18 protein-coding genes are annotated in these 20,220 nt (G+C 74.6%); 9 read left to right on the top strand and 9 right to left on the bottom strand.

What is annotated here, in order from left to right; genetic code table 11:
* Window positions 1–140 precede the first annotated feature (140 nt).
* Window positions 141–1,217 (bottom strand): DUF6745 domain-containing protein, encoded by a 1,077-nt coding sequence (locus tag VKA29_RS32010; RefSeq protein WP_324789519.1) that lies wholly within the window; start codon window positions 1,215–1,217, stop codon window positions 141–143.
* A gap of 60 nt (window positions 1,218–1,277) precedes the next feature.
* Window positions 1,278–1,604 (bottom strand): hypothetical protein, encoded by a 327-nt coding sequence (locus VKA29_RS32015; RefSeq protein WP_324789520.1) that lies wholly within the window; start codon window positions 1,602–1,604, stop codon window positions 1,278–1,280.
* A gap of 170 nt (window positions 1,605–1,774) precedes the next feature.
* Here VKA29_RS32015 and VKA29_RS32020 point away from each other — a divergent pair, with 170 nt between their 5' ends.
* Genes VKA29_RS32020 through VKA29_RS32040 form a run of 5 tightly spaced genes read left to right on the top strand, consistent with a single transcriptional unit; the run spans window position 1,775 to window position 7,073 of the window.
* A complete protein-coding gene (locus VKA29_RS32020; protein ID WP_324789521.1) occupies window positions 1,775–2,734 on the top strand; it encodes an STM4015 family protein in 960 nt (319 codons plus the stop codon).
* Entirely contained in the window at window positions 2,731–4,020 is a 1,290-nt protein-coding gene (locus tag VKA29_RS32025; protein WP_324789522.1) for an STM4014 family protein, read from the top strand. The genes VKA29_RS32020 and VKA29_RS32025 overlap by 4 nt, the downstream gene beginning before the upstream one ends.
* Window positions 4,017–4,832 carry an STM4013/SEN3800 family hydrolase gene (locus tag VKA29_RS32030; RefSeq protein WP_324789633.1) on the top strand — a complete coding sequence of 272 codons (816 nt, stop codon included), beginning with the start codon at window positions 4,017–4,019 and terminating at the stop codon, window positions 4,830–4,832. Before VKA29_RS32025 ends, VKA29_RS32030 begins: the two co-directional genes overlap by 4 nt.
* Window positions 4,829–6,166 (top strand): STM4012 family radical SAM protein, encoded by a 1,338-nt coding sequence (locus VKA29_RS32035; RefSeq protein ID WP_324789523.1) that lies wholly within the window; start codon window positions 4,829–4,831, stop codon window positions 6,164–6,166. Before VKA29_RS32030 ends, VKA29_RS32035 begins: the two co-directional genes overlap by 4 nt.
* 10 nt (window positions 6,167–6,176) lie before the next feature.
* Window positions 6,177–7,073 (top strand): STM4011 family radical SAM protein, encoded by an 897-nt coding sequence (locus VKA29_RS32040; protein WP_324789524.1) that lies wholly within the window; start codon window positions 6,177–6,179, stop codon window positions 7,071–7,073.
* A 20-nt stretch (window positions 7,074–7,093) separates the two neighbouring features.
* On the opposite strand, the gene VKA29_RS32045 is transcribed toward VKA29_RS32040, so the two are convergent.
* The 4 genes from VKA29_RS32045 to VKA29_RS32060 form a co-directional block, all read right to left on the bottom strand.
* Window positions 7,094–8,188 (bottom strand): glutamate--cysteine ligase, encoded by a 1,095-nt coding sequence (locus VKA29_RS32045; RefSeq protein WP_324789525.1) that lies wholly within the window; start codon window positions 8,186–8,188, stop codon window positions 7,094–7,096.
* A gap of 223 nt (window positions 8,189–8,411) precedes the next feature.
* Window positions 8,412–9,980: a hypothetical protein gene (locus VKA29_RS32050; protein WP_324789526.1), complete on the bottom strand. Its 1,569-nt coding sequence runs from the start codon at window positions 9,978–9,980 to the stop codon at window positions 8,412–8,414.
* A gap of 282 nt (window positions 9,981–10,262) precedes the next feature.
* A complete protein-coding gene (locus VKA29_RS32055; protein WP_324789527.1) occupies window positions 10,263–11,027 on the bottom strand; it encodes an SDR family oxidoreductase in 765 nt (254 codons plus the stop codon).
* Window positions 11,028–11,701: 674 nt separating this feature from the next.
* Window positions 11,702–12,589: a LysR substrate-binding domain-containing protein gene (locus tag VKA29_RS32060; protein WP_324789528.1), complete on the bottom strand. Its 888-nt coding sequence runs from the start codon at window positions 12,587–12,589 to the stop codon at window positions 11,702–11,704.
* 55 nt (window positions 12,590–12,644) lie between these two features.
* Here VKA29_RS32060 and VKA29_RS32065 point away from each other — a divergent pair, with 55 nt between their 5' ends.
* From VKA29_RS32065 to VKA29_RS32080, 4 genes are all read left to right on the top strand, one after another.
* Window positions 12,645–13,877, top strand: a complete 1,233-nt coding sequence (locus VKA29_RS32065; protein ID WP_420718617.1) for a thiolase family protein — start codon at window positions 12,645–12,647, stop codon at window positions 13,875–13,877.
* Complete coding sequence (locus tag VKA29_RS32070; RefSeq protein ID WP_324789530.1) at window positions 13,874–14,542, top strand: 3-oxoacid CoA-transferase subunit A; 669 nt, start codon at window positions 13,874–13,876, stop codon at window positions 14,540–14,542. The genes VKA29_RS32065 and VKA29_RS32070 overlap by 4 nt, the downstream gene beginning before the upstream one ends.
* The gene (locus VKA29_RS32075; RefSeq protein WP_324789531.1) at window positions 14,539–15,210 is read left to right on the top strand and encodes a 3-oxoacid CoA-transferase subunit B; all 672 of its coding nucleotides are present in this window, start codon (window positions 14,539–14,541) and stop codon (window positions 15,208–15,210) included. Before VKA29_RS32070 ends, VKA29_RS32075 begins: the two co-directional genes overlap by 4 nt.
* Window positions 15,211–15,600: 390 nt before the next feature.
* On the top strand, window positions 15,601–16,713 hold the full coding sequence (locus tag VKA29_RS32080) for a hypothetical protein (protein ID WP_324789532.1): 1,113 nt from the start codon (window positions 15,601–15,603) through the stop codon (window positions 16,711–16,713).
* Window positions 16,714–17,100: 387 nt separating this feature from the next.
* On the opposite strand, the gene VKA29_RS32085 is transcribed toward VKA29_RS32080, so the two are convergent.
* The 3 genes from VKA29_RS32085 to VKA29_RS32095 form a co-directional block, all read right to left on the bottom strand.
* The gene (locus VKA29_RS32085; RefSeq protein ID WP_324789533.1) at window positions 17,101–17,643 is read right to left on the bottom strand and encodes a DUF1707 domain-containing protein; all 543 of its coding nucleotides are present in this window, start codon (window positions 17,641–17,643) and stop codon (window positions 17,101–17,103) included.
* 338 nt (window positions 17,644–17,981) lie between these two features.
* Complete coding sequence (locus VKA29_RS32090) at window positions 17,982–19,064, bottom strand: TIGR04500 family putative peptide maturation system protein (RefSeq protein ID WP_324789534.1); 1,083 nt, start codon at window positions 19,062–19,064, stop codon at window positions 17,982–17,984.
* Window positions 19,061–20,089: an MvdC/MvdD family ATP grasp protein gene (locus VKA29_RS32095; RefSeq protein WP_324789535.1), complete on the bottom strand. Its 1,029-nt coding sequence runs from the start codon at window positions 20,087–20,089 to the stop codon at window positions 19,061–19,063. Before VKA29_RS32095 ends, VKA29_RS32090 begins: the two co-directional genes overlap by 4 nt.
* Window positions 20,090–20,220: the final 131 nt, after the last annotated feature.

Genomic DNA, 20,220 nt, shown 5'->3' on the forward strand with positions numbered 1-20,220 from the left:
GGTTCGCGTGTCCCCCACAGGTCACTGGGTCGCCAACAGGTCAATTGAGGTCACTGTAAAACACCGGGTCAGGCCCGCGACGGCTTTGTCCGGGGTACGACGGCGGTGCCTCTCCGGCCCGGCTCCGCGACCGGCCCGGGTCAGGTCTCCCGCACCGGCGCGTACTCGGCGGCCGGCACGCCGAACGTCCAGGCGACGCCCGCCTTGGCGGTCCGGGTCGAGGGGGGTACCCGGAGCCAGTAGGTGCGCCGGGTGCCGTCCGGTTCCGGCGTGGAGTTGAGCACCTCGACCATCACCACGGGTTCGTCGTCGGGCAGGTCGATCCGCCACAGGGTGCCCGTTCGGTCCTGGTGCACGGGCCGGGCCCCCGAGTCAGCGAGGTAGCGGTCGTAGCCGTAGTACTCCAGCATCACCCGGCGCAGCTCCGCGTTCTCCTCGGAGCGGATGCGTTCCGGTGTCAGGGAGGGCAGTTCCGCGACGAAGGCGGGCGGCACAGGCATGCCGCGCCAGGCGTGCAGGGCGAACCCGTCGGGGTAGGCGAGCGCCGGCCCACTCCCGCAGTCGAGCCGGCCGGCCTCGTCGCGGTGCAGGGCCACGGGCCGTTCGGACACCACCGCCACGCGGCCGTACGGCCACCACCAGCCGGCGCTGCGGCTCACCTCGGCCAGCGCGCCGAGCGGGCCGCCGTCGGCCGGGAACGCGGCGAGCCACGGCGCGTCGTGCTGTCCGAGGACGGCGTCCAGGAGGAGCAGCCGGACCTCCGCGGCCTCCTTGCCCGTGTCGCGGCCCACGAGTTCCTCGAGCAGCCCGGCGGTGATCCGGTCCACGAGGGCCTGGACGGACGCCCACAGCCGTCCCCCTGTCGCCGCCCAGTGCGCCGACCAGCCCGCCGCTCCCAGCTCGGCGTGCAGCCGGCGTCTCTCCAGCGCCCAGGGTGCGGTGCGCACCGCCTCGCGCACACTGGGTCCGCGGTCGGTGAGCTGCCGTATCAGCGCTGTGGCCGCGCGCGGGGAGCCGGCCCACACCACCTGCTCCGGTTCCGCGAGCCCCGCTCGCCGGTACGCCCGCCGGACGCCCTCCTCGGCGGCCGCCCGGTCGGCGGGGCCGGTCGCCCACGCACACGCCCGCCACGCGTCGAGACCGTCTGCGGTGTCACGCGCCGCCGCCCGGTCGGTGCCCGTCCCGTCGGTGCCCGCCGCGGTGCCTGTGGTGTCCATGTGACTCTCCATCAAGTTTCCGTCCGTCATCCCGTCGTCCCGTCGTCCTTCGTCCGCCGTTCAGTCGGCGACGATCCGGACGGACCCGGGCACGTACTCCCGCTGCCTGATCACCCGGTACCACCCCTTCGGCAGCGGGATCACCGCGTGTTCCTCGTGCACCACCCGGCCGCCCTGGGGCAGGTGCAGCAGCAGCGGTCCGAGGGGGCCCGGCTCCCGCACCAGCTCGCCCGGCCCGACGACCGCGTGGGCGTGCCCGGTGACCTCGCCCAGCGCCAGCACCAGCCGGCCCCGTCCGTCCCGCTGTTCCCTGGGCGCGTGTGCCACGTGCGCCGGGACCGCTTCCTCCGTCACGGGCACGATCAGCACGTCTCCCTGCCGGTACATGGCTCTCCCCCCACCGCCGGGTGCACCGCGCACCGGCCTCATGAACAGGACCGTAGAGGCCGGCACTGACAACGCCCCCGGTCCCGCCCCGGCGACGGGCGTTGTCAGTGCCTGTTGGTAGAACTGCCGACATCACGAGCCAGGCCCTTCCTCGTCCCAGGAGCAGCCGCATGACCATCCACAGCCATCTCGACGCGTTGTACCGGCTGCCCGCCCACACGTTCCCGGGTCCGGACGCGAAGGCCGCGAACCTGCCCGACGCGGACGCCGTCGCCTGGCGGATCACCAGCGACGTGTACGACTCCGACGAGCAGTGGACCGACGCCTTCGCGCGTTTCTGCGCCGCCGTCGACACCACCCGGGTGCGGGCCCTGATCGTGGGCGCCTGGCAGGAGGCCTACGACACCGCGCCCTCCGCCGTCGTGTCGGCCCTGCTGGCCGCGCGGGACCGCTTCCCCGCGCTGCGTGCGCTGTTCTTCGGCGACATCGTGATGGAGGAGTGCGAGATCTCCTGGATCACCCAGACCGACGTCACTCCCCTGCTGACCGGCTTCCCGGCGCTGGAGGTGTTCGGGGTGCGCGGCGGGTCGAACCTGCGGTTCGACGGCGTGCGCCACCAGGCACTGCGCGAACTCGTCGTGCAGGCGGGCGGGTTGCCCGGCCATGTGGTGCGCGGGATCGGCGCCTGCGACCTGCCCGCGCTGGAACACCTCGACCTGTGGCTCGGCACCCCCGACTACGGCGGCGACAGCGAGGTCTCCGACCTGGAGCCCATCCTGTCCGGCACCCGGCTGCCGCGGCTGCGTCATCTGGCCCTGCGCAACAGCGAGATGCAGGACGCCGTGGCCGCGGCGCTCGCCTCCGCGCCCGTCGTCGCGCAGTTGGAGGTGCTGGACCTGTCCATGGGCGTGCTGACCGACGAGGGAGCCGGCGCGCTGCTCGGGGGTCAGCCGCTCACCCATCTGAAGAAGCTGGACCTCCACCATCACTACCTGAGCGAGTCCTTCGTGGACCGCGTCCTCAAGACGCTGGAACCGGCGGGCGTGGAGGTCGATCTCAGCCGCGACGACGCCGAGGAGGACACCGAGGACGACGGCACGGTCTGGCGCTACGTCGCCGTGGGCGAGTGAGCACGCCCTCCGGCACCCGGCCGCGCTTCGCCGTGGTCGGCAACCCCGAGAACCGCCGGGTGGCCCTGTTCGCCGACGCGGTGCGCGCGGCGGGTCTGCCCGGCCCGCGTGTCGTGCCCTGGGCAGGCGTCCTGCGCGACGGGGGTGCGGACTTCGCCGCCGAGGAGATCGTCCGCATCGACTCCCCCGGCGAGAACGCCGACGTCGACCGGCTGCTCAGGGGCACCTCGGACGCCACCCGGGTCGAGGGCTCGGCCCGCTGGTACGCCGGGTTCACCGCCGCGCTGCGCACGCTGCGCGGCGGCATCCGGCTGGACGACGCCGACGACCTGGCCGTGCTGTTCGACAAGCGCCGCTGCCACGGCGTACTGCGCGCGGCCGGGGTTCCCGTCCCGGCCTCGCCCACGTCCGGCCCGCACGGCGCCCGGGTGCGCGGCTGGGACGACGTACGCGCGCTGATGCGCGAGCACCGCATGCCCCGGCTGTTCGTCAAGCCCGCCCACGGGTCGTCCGCGTCCGGGGTCCTCGCCGTCGAGACGGGCGGCGGCGGCCGGATCAGGGCCACCACCTCGGTGGAGATCGCCGCCGACGGCCGGCTGCACAACTCGCTGAAGGTGCGCCGCTACGAGCGCGAAGCGGACATCGCCGGCATCGTCGACGCGCTCGCGCCCGACGGGCTGCACCTCGAACGCTGGCTGCCGAAGGCCTCGTTGCACGGTCGCGTCACCGACCTGCGGGTGGTCGTGGTGGCCGGCCGGGCCACCCACGCCGTCGTCCGCACCAGCCGCACCCCGCTGACCAACCTCCATCTCGGCGGCAGCCGCGGCGACCTGGACGCGGCCCGGCAGGCCGTCGAGGCGGCGGGCGCCCGCTGGGCCGACGTGCTGGAGGTGTGCGAGCGGGCCGCGGCCTGCTTCCCGCGCACCCTGTGCGTCGGCGTGGACCTGCTGCCGGCGGTCGGCTGGCGCAGAGCGTCCGTCGGCGAGGTCAACGCCTTCGGGGACCTGCTGCCCCGGCTGACCGGCCTGCCCGGCAGCGGCGCCGAAGGCCTGGACACGTATGCCGCGCAGGTGACGGCCGCCCTGCGCGCGCACGCCCGGACCGACCCGCCGCCCGGGCCGCCCCGCCCGCACTCCGGCCCGCTCGACCGGCATGACCGCACGATCCGCACGACCCGCACGCTCCGCTCCACCCGCTCCCCCTCTCCACCCGCTCCACCCGCTCCACCCGCTCCACCCGCACAGAACAGGAACACCGCGTGCCCGTACCCGATGAGCCCGACATGAACGAGGTCGTCGGCCGCCACGACATCCTCCTCGTCACGCTGGACACGCTCCGCTACGACGTGGCCGCCGAGCTGGCCGCCGAGGGCCGTATCCCGCGCCTCGCCCGCCGTCTCCCCGGCGGCGCCTGGCAGCAGCGGCACGCGCCGGGCAGCTTCACCTACGCCTCCCACCAGGCGATGTTCGCCGGATTCCTGCCGACCCCGGCGACGCCAGGACCGCATCCCCGGCTGTTCGCGGCGCGCTTCGCCGGCAGCGAGACCACCGCCGCCCGCACCTTCGTCCACGACACCCCGGACCTGGTCTCCGGACTGGCGGAGGCGGGCTATCACACCGTGTGCATCGGGGGCGTGGGCTTCTTCAACAAGCAGGCCCCGCTCGGTTCCGTCCTGCCGGGCCTGTTCCAGGAGTCCCACTGGGAGCCGGAGTTCGGCGTCACCTCGCCCCACTCCTTCGAGCACCAGATCGCCCGCGCCGAGCAGGTCGTCGCCCGACTGCCCGCCGAGCAGCGGCTGTTCCTCTTCGTGAACGTCTCCGCCCTGCACCAGCCGAACTGGTTCCACCTGCCCGGCGCGACCCGCGAGGCCGGTGACACCCGCGAGACGCACGCCGCCGCGCTGGAGTACGTCGACCGGCACATCGACCGCCTCTTCGCCGCCGCGAGCTCCCGCCGCCGCTGCTTCGCGATCGTCTGCTCCGACCACGGCACCGCCTACGGCGACGACGGCTTCACCGGCCACCGCCTCGGCCACGAGTCCGTGTGGACCGTGCCGTACGCCCACTTCTTCCTCGACCCCGCCGAGGCCGTCCGATGACCACCGCACAGCTCACCGGCCCGTACCAGCACTACGTGTACGCCTACCCGCACAAGACCGCCTACCGCGCGTTGCCGGACCGTCCCCCGCTGCGGTCCCTGTGGGCGGCGGAGGACAAGCGCGCCCTCTCCCTCTACCTGCACATACCGTTCTGCGAGGTCCGCTGCGGCTTCTGCAACCTCTTCACCCGCATCGGCGCCCCCGACGGCCTGACCGGCGCCTACCTGGACGCGCTGGCACGGCAGGCCGACGCCGTGCGCGAGGCCCTCGGCGACCCGGCCGACGTCCGGTTCGCCACCGCGGCCTTCGGCGGCGGCACCCCCACCTTCCTCACCGCGGCCGAGCTGGAGCGCCTCTGCGACATCGCCGAGCAGCGGATGGGCGCCGACCTGCGCGCCGTTCCCCTGTCCGTCGAGGCCTCGCCCGCCACGGCCACCGCCGACCGGCTCGCCGTCCTCGCGGACCGCGGCACCACGCGCCTCAGCCTGGGCGTGCAGAGCTTCGTCGACTCCGAGGCGCGTTCCGCCGTACGCCCGCAGCGCCGCTGCGACGTCGAGGCCGCGCTCGCCCGCATCCGGAACACCTCCGTCCCGGTGCTCAACATCGACCTCATCTACGGCATCGACGGCCAGACCGAGCGGACCTGGCGGCAGTCCCTGGACGCGGCCCTGGCCTGGCGGCCCGAGGAGCTCTACCTGTACCCGCTCTACGTCCGCCCGCTGACCGGCCTGGGGCGGCACCGCACCGCTCCCGGACCCGACCCGGCGTGGGACGAGCAGCGGCTGCGGCTGTACCGCGCGGGCCGCGACCACCTGCTCGCTCACGGCTACACCCAGCAGTCCATGCGGATGTTCCGCCGGGCCGACGCCCCGCCGCAGGGCGCCGACGACTACGCCTGCCAGACCGACGGCATGATCGGACTGGGCTGCGGCGCCCGCTCCTACACCAGCACGCTGCACTACTCCTTCGACTACGCGGTCGGCATGCACGAGATCCGCGGCATCATCGACTCCTACGTCGCCACGACGGACTTCGCCCACGCGGAGACCGGCTACCGCGTCGACGCCCACGAGGCACGCCGCCGCCACCTCCTGCAGTCCCTCCTGCAGGCCGAGGGCCTGCCGGCCGCCGACTACCGCGCCCGCTTCGGCAGCGCCCCCGCAGACGACTTCGGGGCCGAACTCCAGCGCCTCGCCGACCGCGGCTGGCTGGCCGACACCGGTCCCGCCCACCTGCGCCTGACCCCGGAGGGCCTCGCCCACTCCGACGCCATAGGCCCGGAACTGTTCTCCCCGGCCGTCCGGGCCGCCATGGCCGCCTACGACAGGAAGTGACCGCGCCGCCATGGACCTGACCGTCCTGTACCGGGGCCCCCTCGCCTCCTGCGACTACGACTGCCCCTACTGCCCGTTCGCCAAGCGGCGCGACTCCCCGGCCGAGCTCCGCGCCGACCGCGCCGCCCTGGAACGCTTCGCGCGGTGGGCGGGCACCCGGCACGACGACCGCCTCTCCCTGCTGTTCACCCCGTGGGGCGAGGGCCTGGTGCGTTCCTGGTACCGGCGCACCCTGACCGAGCTGTCCCACCTGCCGCACATCCGCCGGGTCGCCGTCCAGACCAACCTCAGCTGCCGCACCGGCTGGCTCGCCGAGGCCGACCTCGCCACCCTCGCCCTGTGGTGCACCTACCACCCGGGCCAGACGCCCTACGACCGCTTCCTCGCCAAGTGCCGCGAACTCGCCGGCCTCGGTGTCCGTTTCAGCGTCGGCGTCGTGGGGCTGCCCGAACACCTGGAGGCGGCGCGCCGGCTGCGCGCCGATCTGCCCGGACACGTCTACCTGTGGATCAACGCGGCCGAGGGGCACACCTACCACGACGCCGAGGCCGACGAGTGGACCGCGCTCGACCCGCTGTTCCCCTACAGTCGCCGGCCGCACGCCAGTGCCGGGCTGCCCTGCCGCACCGGCGACACCGTCGTCTCGGTGGACGGCGCCGGCACCGTGCGCCGCTGCCACTTCGTCCGCGACGAACTGGGCAACCTCTACGACGGTTCCTACCGCGCCGCCCTGCGTCCCCGGCCGTGCCCGCTGGCCTCCTGCGACTGCCACATCGGGTACGTGCACCTGGAGACCCTGCCGCTGTACGACGTCTTCGCGGGCGGCGTGCTGGAACGCGTCCCGGCCGCCGTGCCCGCACCGCCGTCCGTCACCCGGCTCTCCCCGCCGCGGTCACGGGGACGGTGAGCACGCCGGACCGGCCGCGGTCAGGTCATGCCGCTCTGGGCACTGATCAGGTCGGTGACCGCGCGCAGGCCGCCCTCGGCGAGGGCGGCGCGCTGCCGGTCCGCGCCGGTGCCGTCCTGCAACAGCCGGTGGGTCAGGGAGGTCACCTGCCGGGTGTCACCGGACACGTCGAGCGCGGGAGCGACGTACCGCAGGAGTTCGTACAGCACGTCTCCGGCCCGGCGGGGCCGGCCGATCGGGTCGACCAGGGTGCCGCCCAGGCCGTGGCGGGCGGCGTGCCACATGCTCGCCTGCAGCAGTTCGGGGGCGCACTCGAGGGCGGGAGCTCCGGCGGCCACCTCCGTCAGGGCCGTGTCCACCAGGGCGCGGACGATCCCCGCGAGCATCACCGCGTCGTCCACCCGGAGCTGGACGTCCGGACACCGCACCTCAAGGGTGGGATACCGGTCCGAGAGGCGGGCCTGCCAGTACAGCTGACCGGTGTCGGAGATCAGTCCGCTCTCCAGCAGCCGCTGCACCCGCTGGTCGTAGTCGGCTACGTCGTGGAAGTGCGGGGGGACGCCGCTGACCGGCCAGCGGCTGAAGATCACCGTGCGCCAGCTCGCGAAGCCGGTGTCGTGGCTGTCCCACAGCGGGGAGTTCGCCGACATGGCCGTGAGTGTCGGCAGCCAGACGCGGAGGCGGTTCAGCACCTGGACGCCCTCCTCGCGTCCGGGGACGGCGACGTGCACGTGCATGCCGTTGACCAGTTGCTCCGCGACCAGCTGCGGCGCCTGGGTGACCATGGCCCGGTACCGTGCCTGGTCGGTCACGGCCACCGGACGGCCGTGCCGCACGGGCGGCGTCCCGCAGGCCGCGATCCGGCAGCCGTGCTCCTCCGCGGCCACTCCCACGGCGTGCCGCAGTCGCAGCAGGTGCCCTCCGATCTCCTCCAGCGCGCCGCACACCGGTGTGGCCACCTCGACCTGAGCCTGGAGCAGTTCGTACTGCACCTCCTGGTCGGCCACGAGATGTCCCAGGCCCGCCGCGACGCGGACCTTGTCCGCCTGCGGCACCGGCAGGCCCGTGACCGGGTCGAGCAGCAGAAACTCTTCTTCCACGCCGATCGTCGTCATCGACCGCCCTCTGTTCCGCCCGGCTGCCGGGCTGCCGGGCCGGATCCCGATGCGCCGGCCGGCCGGCGTTTCTCCCGCGGCGACGGCCGCCTCGGAGGGGGCGGGGTCACATGCGGAGAGATCCGAGTGCCGCAGCCAGATTACGACAAAACATCACAATCGGGGATGAAACCACCTCCGGCGAGGGGGTGCCGGACCGTGCCCGGCCGGATGCCGCGGCTCGCTAAGGGCGCGGCGCGAGATAGACCCGGTAGCCGGCGAGCCGGCCGGGGGCGGGCAGCGGGCGGGAGGGCCAGGACCTGGCGAAGGCGGGCGGGCGGCCGCCCGGGGCGACGAGGGCGGCGACGTTGTGGTCGCGGGCGGCAGCCGCGATCCCGGCCGTGGTGATGTTGACGTTGGGTCCCGTGGTGGCGATGGACAGGCAGCCGCCGTAGTAGGCGATGGGGATCGTCGCGGGGCCGTTCACCAGGCACGGCGGCCGGACCCCGAGCTGTCGCAGGCCGTCGGCGATGCGCTTCCAGTCCCGGTGGTTGGCGTCGGTGCGGACGACGATGTGGTGCAGGACGGCGTACTGCACGGCCAGGTGCCCCAGGAACGCGAGGGCGACCAGGGAGGCGGTCGCCCGTCGCCACCGGGGGCCGGCCGCCGCGAACACCACCCACACCAGGCAGTCCGCGACCGGCAGGGCGAACAGCGCGTAGGCGGGCAGCAGGAAGCGGGGCGCCGCGTAGTCGATGAAGAACAGGTACGGGACCGCGGAGGTCACCGCGCAGGCCGTGACCAGCAGTGTGTCGGCGCGGCGGCGCCTGCTGCGGGATCTCAGGGCGAGCGTCACCCCGCCGGCGGCGGCGACCGGGAGCACCAGCCACCACAGGTAGACGGCGGGGCTCGGCCAGGGGGCCTGGCAGGGGCGGCACAGGCTGATCCCGGCGAGTGAGCGGAGCTGGTCGCCGACGGCGATGTGCCAGCCCAGGCCGCCCTGGAACTCGCTGCCCTGGTGCAGCCGCTCGGCCAGGCCGCCGAAGCGCACGTACGCCTCGACGACCCACTCGGCCGCCCCGGCGGCCAGCCCCAGCAGCACCGCGCCGAACAGCGCCGGGCGCCGCCAGCGGCGTACCAGGACGGGTGCGGCCAGCAGGGGCAGCGCCGTCCAGACGGCGTCCGTGGGCCGCATCAGAGCCGTCACGGCGGCACAGCCCGCGAGCCCCCACAGGGGTCCGCGCGCGTGCGGGTCGTCCGCGGCGCGCAGGAAGCAGCCGACCGCCGCGAGGGCGGCGAGCGCGACCCACAGGTTCGGCATGGCCTGCGGCCCGTAGAAGACGGTGACCCACAGGCTGGAGAAGAGCAGTCCCGCCAGTGCCAGCACCGCCGGGGGACGCCGTCCGCGCCAGGCCCGCAGGGCCAGGAACAGGGCCAGTCCGGAGACGGCCGCGAGGTAGACGCGCAGCGCGACGGTCGAGGAGGTGAGGGTCGCCACCGGCCACACCAGCACCGAGACGCCACGGGCGCGGGGCGCGCTGAAGGCGGTGGTGGGAGCGTGGTGGCCGACCTGGCTGACGTAGATGACCTCGTCCCAGCCCAGGCCGAGGCCGGGCGGCACGAGGAGCAGTTGGGCGAGGGTGAACACGGCCGCGGCCGCGGCCGGCCACCGCCACCAGCGGCCTTGCGCACCGGGTGCGGCCGGGCCGGGTACCTCGGGGGTGGCCGGCGTGTCCGCGCCACGGGTGACGGTCTCCCGAACGGCCGCCGACGAGGTGGGCGCCGTTCGGTCCAGGTCCTGCTCTCGCTCCATCGGAGTCTTCCTCCCGTCGTCGCGGCCAGTCAAAGCGACGGGTGGGAGCAGTGCACTCGGAGCGGGGCAAACGACTGACGCGGCGGCCGGTTCGTCGGGCGGATTCGTCGAGCCGGTTCGTCGCGCGGGTTTGTCGAGCCGGTTCGTCGCGCGGCTTCGTCGAGCCGGTTCGTCGCGCGGCTTCGTCGAGCCGGTTCGTCGCGCGGGTTCGTCGCGCGGGCGGACGGGCCGGCGGACGGGCCTGCGGACGGGCCGGTGACCGTCGAGGGGCCGGAGCAGCCGTCAGACCAGGCCCCCGTTGGCCCGCAGGACCTGGCCGTTCACCCAGTGCCCTTCGGGGCCGGTGAGGAAGGCGACCAGGCGGGCGATGTCCTCCGGGGTGCCCAGCCGTTCCAAGGGCGGGGCCTTGGCGAGCCGGTCGATCTGCTCGGGGGTCTTGTCGGCGAGGAACAGATCCGTGGCCGTGGGCCCGGGGGCGACCGTGTTCACGGTGACGTCGCGTCCGCGCAGCTCGCGGGCGAGGATCAGCGTCATCGCCTCGACGGCGGCCTTGCCGGCCGCGTAGGCGCCGTAGCCGGGGAACTGGGTGCCGACCACGGAGGTCGAGAACCCCACGAACGAGCCGCCCGCACGCAGTCGCCGGGCGGCCTGCTGGGCGACGACGAACGCGCCGCGGACGTTGGTGCGGTGCAGGGCGTCGAACGCGGCCAGGTCGAGGTCGGCGATCGGCGACAGAGCGAGCCGGCCGGCGGAGTTCACGACGACGTCCACGCCGCCGAACTCCGCCTCCGCCCGGTCGAACAGCGCGGCGACCTCGTTCTCGTCCGCCACGTCCGCCCGCACGGAGATCGCCCGTCCGCCGGCCGCGGTGATCGCCGCCACCGTCTCCTCGGCGGCGGTCGCGTCACTGGCGTAGTTCACCACGACGGCCAGGCCGTCCCCGGCGAGCCGGTGTGCGACGGCCCGCCCGATGCCGCGTGATCCGCCGGTGACGACGGCGACGCGTGCGGCCGTCGCGGGTGCGTGAGTGGGGTGGTTCGTAGTCATGCCTCCACGATGCGCGACGCCGGGCGGGGCAACCAGGGGACGTCATCCCCTGGGTCGGCGGCCCCGGGCGGGCGAGGTCGACCGCGGGCGGGTGTGTGCCGGGCGGCGCGCAGGGCCATGACGGACAGCGCCGGGCCGGAATCGACCGAACGGCTCGGTGGCGGACCGTCCTCCCACGGCCTCCGCCACCGTTCTCGCCGCGATCGGTTCCACCGTCGTCGTCCTCGACGCCGTCGCGCGTCTGCCGCGGGCGGTGTCCGGCCCGGCCCGCGCCTGCATCCCGGCGGTGACGGCGCTGCGTGAACTGCGCGCCGCCGTCACCGGACGCGGGTGCGGGTGCGGATCGGGGTGCCCTGCCGCGGGGCGAGAACGGCGAGCCGTTCCGCTTCCACCGTCACGGCCGCCGGCCACGGGGGGCCGCTCCGAGGCGGACGGTTCAGACCGGCACGACAGGCAGGGGTACGCCGGAGCAGCGGACCGGCGACACGCGTGGGCGCTCCTCGGCGGGCCGACCGGTGGGTGGGCAGGCCGGGCCTGCCGCCGGCCCATGCCGGTGCGCCCATGCTGGTGCGGCCATGCCGGTGCGCCCGGGCCGTGCGCGTACACGTACTCCCGGGATCCCGCCGGAAGGACCGGCGCATCCGCTGCGCGTCGCGGGTCGCGGCGGGCGCCGCTCAGCCGCGGACGCACTCCTCGATCACCGCGGCGACCTGCCGCGTCGCCGGGGAGTTGCGGTCCGCCCGGCGGGCCAGGACCAGATCGACGGACTCCGTCTCGGCCAGCGGTACGTAGGTCACGCCGTCGAGCCGCAGGCTCTGCACCGACTGCGGCACCAGGGCCACGCCGTGTCCGGCGGCCACCAGGACGACCAGGGTGGCCGTCTCGCCGACCTCGACGAGCGACGCGGGCCGGAAACCCGCCCGGTCGCAGGCGGACAGGACGCGGTCGTACATGGCGGAGCGCGGCTGGGAGGGGTGGATGACGAACGTCTCGCCGGCCAGCGCCCGCAGCGAGATCCGCGGGCCGGCGGCCAGCTGGTGGTGCGCCGGCAGTACGGCCACCAGCGGCTCGGTCCGCAGCGGGGTGACGTCGACCCGTGCGGCGTCGGCCGTGCCGGCGCGGGACACCGCGAGGTCGTAGGCGCCGGTGAGCAGGCCGTCCACGAGCTGTGGGGTGAGCAGTTCCCCGTGCAGGTCCAGGGTGATACCGGGCAGCCGGGCGCGCACGGTGCGGGCGACGCGCGGCAGTACGTCGTAGGTGGCGGTGCCGATGAAGCCGACGGACACCCGCCCGGCGCGGCCGGTGGCCAGCTCCGCCAGGTGGACGCGCGCCCGCTCCTCCTCGGCGACCAGGGTGCGCGCGTAGCCGGTCAGGTGCCGGCCGGCCTCGGTGAGCTCCACGTGCCGGGTGGACCGGGCGAACAGGGCGGTCCCCAGCTCCCGCTCCAGCTGCTTGATCTGCTGGGAGAGGGCCGGCTGGGCGACGTGCAGGCGGGCCGCCGCGCGGCCGAAGTGGCATTCCTCCGCGAGGGCGAGGAAGTAGCGGACCTGACGCAGTTCCATGGAGCCATTTTATAGCGCCTGCTTATCAATGCCTCATTACTAGGTCTTGGACGTGATGAAGTGCAGTGCCTACCGTGAAGGCGTGACCGACAGTTACCTGTACGCAGCGTCAAGAACACCCTTCGGACGGTTCTCGGGTGCCCTCGCCGGCGTCCGGCCGGACGATCTCGCGGCCCACGCCGTGACCTCGGTGCTGGCCAAGACGCCGGCGCTGGACCCCGGCGAGATCGACGACGTCGTCTGGGGCAACGCCAACGGCGCCGGCGAGGACAACCGGAACGTCGGCCGGATGGCCGTCCTGCTGGCCGGGCTGCCGACCTCGGTGCCCGCCACGACCGTCAACCGGCTGTGCGGCTCCTCCCTGGACGCGGCGATCATCGCCTCCCGCGCCGTCGAGACCGGCGACGCCGACATCGTCCTGACCGGCGGTGTGGAGTCGATGACCCGTGCCCCGTGGGTCCTGCCCAAGCCCGAGCGCGCCTTCCCCGCCGGGGACGTCACCGCGGTGTCCACCACGCTCGGCTGGCGGCTGGTCAACCAGCGCATGCCGAAGGAGTGGACGGTCTCCCTCGGCGAGGCCAACGAGCGGCTGGCCGACCGGTTCGGCATCCCCCGGGAGCGCCAGGACGAGTTCGCCGCACGGTCCCACGACCTCGCCGACGCCGCCTGGAACGCCGGCTTCTACGACGACCTGGTGGCGCCGGTCGCCACCGACGCCGAGGGCGGCGCCCTCAGCCGGGACGAGGGCATCCGCCCGGGATCCGGCGTGGACAAGCTCGCCGCGCTGAAGCCGGTGTTCCGCGCCGACGGCGTGATCACGGCGGGCAACGCCTCCCCGCTGAGCGACGGCGCCTCCGCCGTGCTGCTGGGCTCCGGGGCCGCCGCGGACCGCATCGGCGCCGATCCGCTGGCCCGCGTCGCCGGCCGCGGCGTCTTCGCGCTGGACCCGCAGGAGTTCGGCTTCGCCCCCGTGGAGGCGGCGAACCGGGCCCTGAAGAACGCCGGCATCTCCTGGTCCGACGTTTCCGCGGTCGAGCTCAACGAGGCGTTCGCCGTCCAGGCGCTGGCCTGCGTGGACGCCTGGAGGATCGACCCGGAGACGGTCAACGCCAAGGGCGGCGCCATCGCGCTCGGCCACCCGCTGGGCGCCTCCGGCGGCCGGCTGCTGGGCACGCTGGCCCACCGGCTGCGGGAGTCCGGCGAGCGGTGGGGCGTCGCGGCCATCTGCATCGGCGTCGGCCAGGCACTCGCCGTCGTCCTGGAGAACGTCACGGAGCGGACCCGATGACCGTACAGCTGTGTGATCACGCCGACGAGGCGGTGGCCGGGATCGAGGACGGCTCCACGGTCCTCGTCGGGGGGTTCGGCATGGCCGGCATGCCCGTCGAGCTGATCGACGCGCTCATCCGCCAGGGCGCCACGGACCTGACCGTGGTGTCCAACAACGCCGGCAACGGCGACACCGGACTCGCCGCGCTGCTGGCGAAGGGCCGGGTCCGCAAGGTGGTCTGTTCCTTCCCGCGCCAGTCCGACTCGTGGGTCTTCGACGGCCTGTACCGGGCCGGCCGGATCGAGCTGGAGGTCGTGCCGCAGGGCAACCTCGCCGAGCGGATCCGCGCCGCCGGGGCCGGCATCGGCGCCTTCTTCTGCCCCACCGGCGTCGGCACCCTGCTGGCCGAGGGCAAGGAGACCCGGGTCATCGACGGCCGCACCTACGTCCTGGAGTACCCGATCAAGGGCGACGTGGCGCTGATCGGCGCGCACCGGGCCGACCGGATGGGCAACCTCGTATACCGCAAGACCGCCCGCAACTTCGGGCCGGTCATGGCGACCGCCGCGACCACCGTCGTCGCGCAGGTCCGCGAGATCGTCGAGACCGGCGCGATCGACCCGGAGACCGTCGTGACGCCGGGCATCCATGTCGACCGCGTGGTGCAGGAGACGTCCGCATGAGCACGAACGCACGGTCCACCGAGATGCGCGGCCCTCTGGGCAAGCACGACATCGCCGCCCTCATAGCCCGCGACATCCCCCGGGGCGCCTACGTCAACCTCGGCATCGGCCAGCCCACCCTCGTCGCCGACCACCTGCCGGCCGACTCCGGGGTGGTGCTCCACACCGAGAACGGCATGCTCAACATGGGGCCCGCCGCGCACGGCGACGAGATCGACCCCGACCTCACCAACGCGGGCAAGATCCCCGTCACCGAGCTGCCCGGAGCGGCGTACTTCCACCACGCCGACTCCTTCGCCATGATGCGCGGCGGCCACCTCGACGTGTGCGTGCTGGGCGCCTTCCAGGTCTCCGCGGCCGGCGACCTCGCCAACTGGCACACCGGCGAACCCGACGCCATCCCCGCCGTCGGCGGGGCCATGGACCTGGCGATCGGGGCCAAGAAGGTGTTCGTCATGATGACGCTGTTCACCAAGACGGGCGCGCCCAAGCTGGTTCCCCGGTGCACCTACCCGCTGACCGGGCTGGGCTGCGTCGACCGCGTCTACACCGACCTCGCGGTCTTCGACATCATCCCGGAGGGCGTCGTGGTCCGCGAGACCTTCGGCATCACCCTCGACGAGCTGGCGGGCCGTCTGGACCTGCCCCTGGCCACGGCCGGTCACTGACCGGCCCGCCCCGCCGCATCGCCCCGCCTCCCCCGCCTCCACCGCCTCCCCCGCATCGCCCCACCTCGCCCCGCCGAGCCGCCGGTGACCGGCGAACCGTGGCGCGCTGCCGCTGACGGCCACCACGGTGGCCACGGCGCCCTGAGGACGTGGCACCGCTCGCCCTCCTCGGACTCGCCGTCGTGCCTGCTGATCGCCGTACTGCGGCGGAACCGACGGCCGGGCACCTCCGCTCCCACAGCCCCCGCATCCCCGGTGACGGCCTCCGAGCCGCAGGAGGCGCCCGCCGAATGACACCGTCTCCAGCGGTTTCCCAGTCGCGGTCCGCACCATGTCAGGGGCGGTTCCCAGGGCCGCCCGTGACAGCGGAGACGAGAGACAGGAAGTCCAATGTCGTCAACGAGCGGAGGAGCTGGGCACAGCGGGGCGTTCGGTGTGCCGCCCGGGAAGGAGACCGCGTTCTCGTGTCCTGCCACGCGCCGGGCCTGGCGCCGGTCGAGAGCGCTGCACCAGGTACGCCACCTCGGCCCCTACGCGCTTCTCGCCGTGCTGTCGGGACTGTGCACCGCGCTGGGCGTGCCCCGGTGGCTCGTCGCCGTGGTGGTCGGGACGGGTCTGGTCGTCGCCGTGCCCGCCCACCGGTGGCACTGCCGACACGCCTCGGTCAACGCCCGCCGGGCGCGGCTGGTCCTGGAGCACTACCCGTGGCGGCCGTGTCTGCTGGAACGCGGGGCGGATCTGGACGACCAGGCGGACCGCGCCTCCGCGCGCAAGTGGCGGGGCCCGTTCTTCCGGCTGGCCGATCCCGACGTCGCCGGGGGCGTGTGGGTGCACGGCGTTCCGGGGCCCGGCCCGCTGAACTCCTCCGTCCGGTCGCCGTGCGCCCCGCACGTCCTGGACGAGGCGTTCGACGCCGCCGGCGGTCAGCAGCAGGCGTGGTTCGCGGGTGACCTGCGGTTCGGCGGCGTGGTGTCTCCCGTCGGCGGCGGTCGGCCGGTCCTGACGCACGCCCGCGGACGGCGGGGCCTCAAGGGCGAGCACAAGGCCGCCCCGCCCGAACAGGACGCCCTGGCGGTCCGCGCCGGGCTGCTGGAGTACGACGAACTGCCCAAGTCGCATCCGCTGCGCCGCGCGCACGAGAACGGCGGTCCGGGCGGCGGTCAGGCCGCGCCCCGGCCGGGTCCGGCCCGGCCGGTGACGGGCGGCAGCCCTGCGGCACGGGCCGCCGTTCGCACCGCGCTGGCCCTGTTCGCCGCGCTGGCCCTGCTCACCGGGCTGTTGCTGGCGTTCGGTGCGGTACGGCCGGACGACACGGACGCGGTGACGCGGATCGTCGTCGGCATGCTGGCGTCGCTGGCGCTGGGTGTCTCCTTCGGCGCGGGCGCCGCCCTCGCCGACGACATGGACGGCCGCAGTCCGCTGCGGTGGCTGCGCAGGCTCTCCGAGTGCTTCTTCTGGACGGCGTTCGCGCTGTTCTGGGCCTGCCTGTTCGCCGCGTCGTGAGCGGCGGACGGAGGCGGGGGACGGAGGCGGGGGACGGGGCGGGCGCGGGTCCTGCGCACCGCCGGCGGTCTGCCGGTCCCTTCCCGGCGCGGCGGGCGAGAGTACTCGCGTACGGCGGTCGGACTGCTCGTCGGCCGCGACCGCCGGTCCTGTACGGCTCGCTCCCGCACCCGACGGATCGTCGAGGCGCGTCCGCCGGCCGCTGTTCGGGGTCGCCGCCGGACCGCTCGGCGCGGTGGCCACGCCCGTCACCGACGTCCACCCCGAGGAGCGCCCGGGAGCGGCCACGGCCCGATCGTCAGGTGAGAGCGGTGTGAGGAGACCGGTGGGACGGTCCGCCGGCCGGCGAAAGGTGATCCTGCCGTCGGCCGGCGGTCCCGTCCGGCATCAGCGCCGCGCGTGGCGGATCGTCAGGCGTCCGAATCCCATGGCGCCGGAGATCCGGATCGTCGGCCCGCCGGGACCTGAGCGCGGCCGGGCCTTGTGCCGCGTGTCCTTCCATTCGGTACGCAGACCGTCGAAGTCGACGACGGCGTCGCGAGGCACCGTGATCCTGGCCTTGCCGGTGCCGAGCTGCAACTCGACGTCGACCACCGGGTGCTCGATGACCGCCTCGGACAGGTCCAGGTGCACGCGTCCGTACGCCGACTCGACCTTGAGCGCCCGCGGCACCCGCCAGGGGCCGCGCCGCCTGATCCGTCCGCCGGCCGCGGCGATCAGGGACGTCGTGCCCGGGCTCTCCGGCGGGAGCGAGGCCAGGACCGGCCAAAGCTCGCCGTGCGTCCTGGCGGTCAGCGCCCGTTGGAGACGTTCGTCCATCTCCTCGTGCGAGAGGTGCCCGGCGGCGTACGCCTCCTGCACACGCCGGACGGCCGTGTCGCGGTCGTCCTCGCGGAGCGGGAGCGGGGGCTTTTCCGGCAGGGAGGTCACCGTCCCACTCCAGTGGGCGCCGCGGGCGCGGGCGGAACGGAACGGCGCGCGAAAACGGTTTCGCACGAGCCGTCCTGACCTCACGTCACCGCGGTCGGCGCGATCCGTCAGCACGGGCAGTACTCCGTGCCCAGCCCCAGGAAGGGGATGTCCTGGTTGCTGAACGCTCCGGAGTAGGCCTGCACCTCGTCCACGTCGCCGTGCAGGTACTCGCCCCAGCCGTCGCCGACCTTCGCCCGGCCGACCAGCTGACAGGGGCCACTGACAGGCCGTCCCGAATTATCGGCGCCGTCGGTGTTCAGCGCGGTCCGGGCCGGTGGGCGGGTGGGCGGGCCGGGTCAGAGCCAGTGCCAGGTGATCTGCGCGCGGGAGCGGCGTTCGGCCAGCCATGCGGCGACGGCCGCGCGGCCCGCCGCGGCGAGGGTTTCGTCGTCGTGGGGTGCGGGACGGCGGGAGAGGACGGCGCCGACGAGGAGTTCGCCGTCGTGCCGGACGGGCCGGGGGACGAGCGTGCCCGCCGGGAGGTGGCGCAGCGGGAGCGGCAGGCGGTCGGGCAGGCTCGTGCCGGTGGTCACGCGCAGCGGCGCGCCCGCGTCGGCCGCCGCGCGGGCGAACGCGGCGAACTCCTCGGCGCTGCCGGCCGCGGCGAGGGGGGCCAGGAGCGCGGGGTGCGGTGCGGTCGCCCATACGGCGTGGACGTGCTCGAAGTCCCGTTCGTGGGCGCGCAGATGGTCGCGGGCCTGGCTCTCGGCGATGCGGCGGCGGAGCCGGGCCACCAGCGCCTCCTCGGTCATCTGCCGCTCGAACGCGGCGCGGGTGAGGCCGAGCGAGTCGAGCCAGGCGAACAGCGCGTCGCGGCTGTGCAGGCCCAGGCGGCGGCGGAAGTCGTCCGCGGCGGCCTGGATCTCGGCCGGGGTCGCCGGACCGGGGTCGGCGTGGGCGTCCGCGAGCAGCAGGACGTGGTCCACGAGCCGGTCGTGCAGGGTGCGGTCGGGCAGGCCCGCGGCCCGCAGGAGGTACAGCGCCGCGGGGATGGGCAGCGAGTGCCGCCCGTCGACGGTGAGCACCCGGCCGGCCGCCCAGTGGGTGGAGTGGTCGACGGCCCACGGCAGGCCGTCCTCCGCCTGGGAGTTGACGGCGACGCAGCCGCCGTCGGGGTGGTCGATGAGCAGGTCGTAGTCGACCAGCGGGGTGCCCGGCGGCTCGTCGACCACGAGCAGGGCGGCGGGCCCGCCGCGGCGGCGCACGTCCGCGGCCCAGTGCTCCACGGTGCGGCGGGCGCCGGGCAGGCTCTCGCGGCGGCGCGGCAGGGCGCGCAGCAGGGTGACGGCCTCGGCGAGGGCGGCGTCGAAGGACAGGGCCGGGGCCGGCGTGGGCCGCGCGGAGGCGGCCGGGACGGCGGGGGCGGGGGCGGGGGTCATGGCGTCACAACCTTCGCGGGCTGGTCGGGGGCGGTGGGGGCGGCGGAGCCGCGGGCGGGTTCGTCGGCACTGAGCCAGTCGGCGACGGCGTGGGCGATGGGCATGCCGGTGAGCGTCTCCACCCAGCCCCACCGGCCGTTGACGTCGATCTCCAGGAAGACGTAGTCGCCGTCGGGCGTGAGGGCCAGGTCGATCGCGCCGTAGGACAGTCCGAGCGACTCGACGAGGGCCGCACAGCGCCGCCGGACCTCGTCGGGCAGCCGGTGCTCGCGGCAGGCGACGGCGGCGTCCTGGTGGTGGCGCCGGTCCTGCCCGCCGGTGCGGGCGGCGTGCGAGTCGGTCTCGGCGGCGAACACCTCTCCCGCGACGACGGTGACCCGCAGCGCGACCCGCTGGGGCACGTCGGGCTGGAGGATCACCGGCGCGTGGCGGATGCGGGCGCGTCCGGCGAGGTCACGGCGGCGCACCGGCACGGTGTGCATGTGGTGGCGCTCACCGTCGACACGGACGTCGTGGCAGGTCAGGGTCTTGCTGATCAGGCGTCCGCCGGCGGTCTCCCAGGCGGGCACCAGTTCGTCCGGGTCGTTGGTGACCAGGGTGTCCGGGACGGTGAAGCCCAGCTCGGCCGCGCGGGTCAGGTTGACCAGCTTGTTGTCGGCGACGGCGGCGCGTGAGACCGGTCCGGGCATCCAGCGGCGCGCCGGCAGGATCTCCGTCAGGCCGCGCAGGAAGTACGTCGAGACGTGCTCCGCCCAGGCGCGGTGCGTCGGTTCCCGGACGCTGTCCGCCGTACGGGCGTGCCCGGGGCGGCGTACCCACACCGCGGTCACGTCGGCGAGGTCGTGGGTGGCGCCACCGGTGTGCAGCAGCGCGCGGGGGAGCCCGCCCCGCACCTGGAGGGTCAGGCGGCTCTCCGCCGGGAAGCGGTCCTCGTTCCACCACAGCACCTCGGCGCCGAACCGCTCCAGGTGCGGGAGCACGAAGTGGACCGTCGCGTCCTGCGGGTCGCTTATGATCAGGATCATGGTGTGGGCTCCTTGGCCGCGCTGTGCGTTCCGGATCCGGACGGGCACCGGGCCGGGCGGGCCGGAGTGCGGCCGCCCGGACCGTCGGATCAGGTGTTCCAGCAGTCCTCGCTGCTGCGGGCCTGGCATCG

Source organism: Streptomyces sp. H51, from assembly GCF_035656535.1.
In the GTDB taxonomy this organism is placed as follows: Bacteria; Actinomycetota; Actinomycetes; order Streptomycetales; family Streptomycetaceae; genus Streptomyces.